Genomic DNA, 3404 nt, shown 5'->3' on the forward strand with positions numbered 1-3404 from the left:
TCGCTCTTGCGGGGCAGCCCGTCCTCGAACACCACCAGGGAGGCCATGACGTCGGTGCCCTGGGTGTGCGAGATGTCCACGCACTCGATCCGGAGCGGTGCCGTGTCGAGTTCCAGGGTCTCCTGGATCTCCTGCAGGGCGGCCGAGCGTGCGGTCAGGTCGCCACTGCGGCGCAGCTTGTGCTGGGTCAGGGCCTCCACCGCGTTACGGCGGACCGTCTCCGCCAGCGCCCTCTTGTCGCCCCGTTGCGGTATCCGTAGCGACACGCGTGATCCACGCAGGGTGGAGAGCCAGTCGGCGAGCTCGTCCGCGTCGTCGGGCAGCGCCGGCACCAACACCTCCCGGGGCACGGCGGCAGCGAGGTCGGCGCCGGACTCGGTGGCCCCGGCCAACTCGGCCTCTCCGCCGTAGAACTGGGCGAGGTAGTCGGAGACGACGCCGGGGACGGCGAGCGCCGGGTCGAACCGGCCGTCGGCGTCCACCCCGTGCGCGTGCTCGACCACCCAGCCGCGTTGGCCCCGGATGCGCCCGCTCCGGACGTGGAAGACCTGGACGGACACCTCCAGTTCGTCGACCTCGACGCCCACGACGTCGGCGTCGGTCCCGTCACCCAGGACGACGGCCTGCTTCTCCATGGCCCGTCTCATCGCGCCGAGGTCGTCCCGGAGCCGGGCCGCACGCTCGAAGTCCAGGTCCTCGGACGCCTTGAGCATCCGCGCCTCGATCCGCTTCATGATGACGTCGGTGCGTCCGGCGAGGAAGTCGCAGAGTTCGTCGACGATCCGGCGGTGTTCCTCGGCCGACACCCGTCCGATGCAGGGTGCGGCGCACTTGTCGATGTACCCGAGCAGACAGGGACGGCCCAGCTGGGCCTGTCGCCTGAACACCCCGGCCGTGCACGATCTCACCGGAAAGACCCGTTGGAGGGTGTCGAGCGTGTCCCGGATCGCCCACGCGTGGGAATAGGGACCGAAGTACCGGGTCCCGGCCCGTCGCGGTCCGCGGTAGACGAACGCGCGGGGGAACTCCTCCCCCACCGTCACCGCCAGGAGGGGGTAGGTCTTGTCGTCCCGGTACCGCACGTTGAAGCGGGGATCGTATTTCTTGATCCACGTGTACTCCAGTTGGAGCGCCTCCACCTCGGTGGAGACGACGGTCCACTGGACGCCCGCCGCTGCGGTGACCATCTGCCGGGTACGCGGGTGGAGCAGGGTGAGGTCGGCGAAGTACGAACTGACCCGGCTGCGTAGGTTCTTGGCCTTGCCCACGTAGATGACGCGACCCTGGTCGTCGCGGAAGCGGTAGACCCCCGGCTCGGTGGGGATGGAGCCGGGTGACGGACGGTACGTGCGGGGATCGGCCACGACGCCTCAGCGGTCGGCGACGGTCTCGGGATCGGCGGCCGAGGGCTTGTACCGGCGGATCGTCTCGCGCAGGGAGCCCATGGCGTCGACCGCCTCCTGCCCGTCGACCGTCAGGATGGCCCAGATGCCGACGTGTTCGTAGGCGGGCAGTTCGAGTCGCGGCCACATGCTGGACCGGGGGAACGTGATCCCCACGATGTCCGGCCAGCCCCACTGCCGGGTCCGCAGGGGCCCGCGGACCTCGACCCCCTGTTCACCCACCCGCACCCTGATCCTGAGAAGGGTGAGCAGGACGCCGGCGAAGATCAGGCCGATCATCACGAAGGCGAGCTGGTCGGCGACACCGATCGTGACCCCGGTGTCGTCACGGACCAGCAGGACGGCCCAGAGGACGTGCGCGAGGACGATGAGGGCCGCCAGCACGATCACGGCGATCCGGAGACGCCGTGGGCGATGCTCGAAATGCCGGTGCTCGGGATCCCGGTGATCGGTCATCGCCCCGCCCGGAGGTCGCGCAGGGTGACGGCCGCGCCGAGTGCGGCGGCCACCGCCTCGCCGCCCTTGTCCTCCGCGGCGCCCTCGTGTCCGTCACGATCCCGGGCCTGGGCCTCGTTCTCCGTGGTGAGTACCCCGTGGGCCACCGGCGTGGCCTCGTCGAGCGCGATCCGGGTCAGCCCGTCGGTCACCGAGCGACAGACGTAGTCGAAATGCGGTGTGGAGCCCCGGATGACCACCCCGAGCGCCACCACGGCGTCGTGGGACCTCGCGAGCTCCTGTGCGACCACCGGGAGCTCCACGGCCCCCGTGACGCGGGCGACGGACACGATCGCTCCGGAGGCCTCGGCCACCGCGAGTGCGCGCTTCATGAGTTGCGCGCAGATCTCGTCGTGCCAGGTGGAGGCCACGACGCCCAGCCGCAGACCGCGGGCGTCGGGGATCACCAACTCCGGCCTACCGGTGCCGCTCATCGGCGATCCTCTCCGTTCGTGTCGGTGGCGTTCGTCTCCGGGACGTGCGCGTCCAGGTCGGCGCCGTCGTCCAGGCCCTCGAGCAGATGGCCCATCCGGTCCCGCTTGGTCCGCAGGTAGCGGAGGTTCTCCGGGGTCACCGCGGTGGGCATGGGAACCCGTGAGACCACCTCGACGCCGCCGGCACGGAGGGCGTCGGCCTTGGCGGGATTGTTGGTCATCAGACGCACCCGCGTCACCCCGAGATCCCGCAGCATCTGCGCGGCCAGGCTGAAGTCCCGGGCGTCGGCGGGAAGGCCGAGGTCCAGGTTGGCGTCCACGGTGTCGCGGCCGTCGTCCTGCAACTGATAGGCGCGGAGCTTCTGCACCAGGCCGATCCCCCGGCCTTCGTGACCCCTCATGTAGAGGACCACCCCGCGGCCCTCCTCACACACCGAGGCGACGGCCGCGTCGAGCTGTGGACCGCAATCGCAGCGCAGCGAGTGGAAGACGTCCCCGGTGAGGCACTCGGAGTGGACGCGGACCGACACCGGCTCCCCGCCCGAGACGTCACCGGCGACCATGGCCACGTGCTCGACGCCCTGGATGACGTCGCGGTACCCGTGCGCGGTCATCGTCCCGGCCGGGGTGGGGATCCGGGCGGCCGCCTCGTGCACCACCTGCACCTCGTGCGCGCGGCGCCAGTCCTGCAGCGCCTCGATCGTGATCAGCGCGAGCCCGTGCTCGTCGGCGAAACGTCGGAGCTCCGGGGTCCGGGCCATGGTGGTCGGGTCGTCCTCGGAGACGATCTCGCAGATCACCCCCGCCGGGCGCAGGCCGGCGAGACGAGCGAGGTCGACCGCGGCCTCCGTGTGGCCGGGCCGGGTGAGTACGCCGCCGGGCCGCGCGCGCAGCGGTACCACGTGGCCGGGCCGTGTGAAGTCTCCGGGAACGGCGTCGGCGGAGGCCAGCATGCGGGCCGTGCGCGCCCTGTCGGCGGCGGAGATCCCGGTCGAGACACCGGCGCGGGCGTCCACGGTGACCGTATAGGCGGTGTCGTGCCGGTCCTCGTTGATGGCCCGCATCGGCGGGA

At 71.3% G+C, this 3404-nt stretch carries 4 protein-coding genes; all 4 read right to left on the minus strand.

Annotation, left to right across the window (positions count from 1 at the left end):
- Positions 1–1364, minus strand: a 1364-nt coding sequence (gene uvrC / locus G6026_RS17655) for an excinuclease ABC subunit UvrC (protein ID WP_347238123.1), incomplete at its 3' end; no start/stop codon positions are given.
- A gap of 6 nt (positions 1365–1370) precedes the next feature.
- Positions 1371–1859: a PH domain-containing protein gene (locus G6026_RS15400; RefSeq protein ID WP_107756513.1), complete on the minus strand. Its 489-nt coding sequence runs from the start codon at positions 1857–1859 to the stop codon at positions 1371–1373.
- On the minus strand, positions 1856–2332 hold the full coding sequence (gene ribH, locus G6026_RS15405; protein ID WP_107756514.1) for a 6,7-dimethyl-8-ribityllumazine synthase: 477 nt from the start codon (positions 2330–2332) through the stop codon (positions 1856–1858). The genes G6026_RS15400 and ribH overlap by 4 nt, the downstream gene beginning before the upstream one ends.
- On the minus strand, positions 2329–3404 hold a 1076-nt coding region (gene ribA / locus G6026_RS15410), incomplete at its 5' end, for a GTP cyclohydrolase II (protein WP_241728127.1). The genes ribH and ribA, both read right to left, overlap by 4 nt.

It is taken from the genome of Dietzia sp. DQ11-38-2 (genome assembly GCF_014145055.1).
Lineage (GTDB): Bacteria > Actinomycetota > Actinomycetes > Mycobacteriales > Mycobacteriaceae > Dietzia.

Excerpts from the sequence above, each read along its gene's own strand:
- ribH (WP_107756514.1), bottom strand. The coding sequence starts at position 2,332 with ATGAGCGGCACCGGTAGGCCGGAGTTGGTGATCCCCGACGCCCGCGGT.
- G6026_RS15400 (WP_107756513.1), bottom strand. The coding sequence starts at position 1,859 with ATGACCGATCACCGGGATCCCGAGCACCGGCATTTCGAGCATCGCCCA.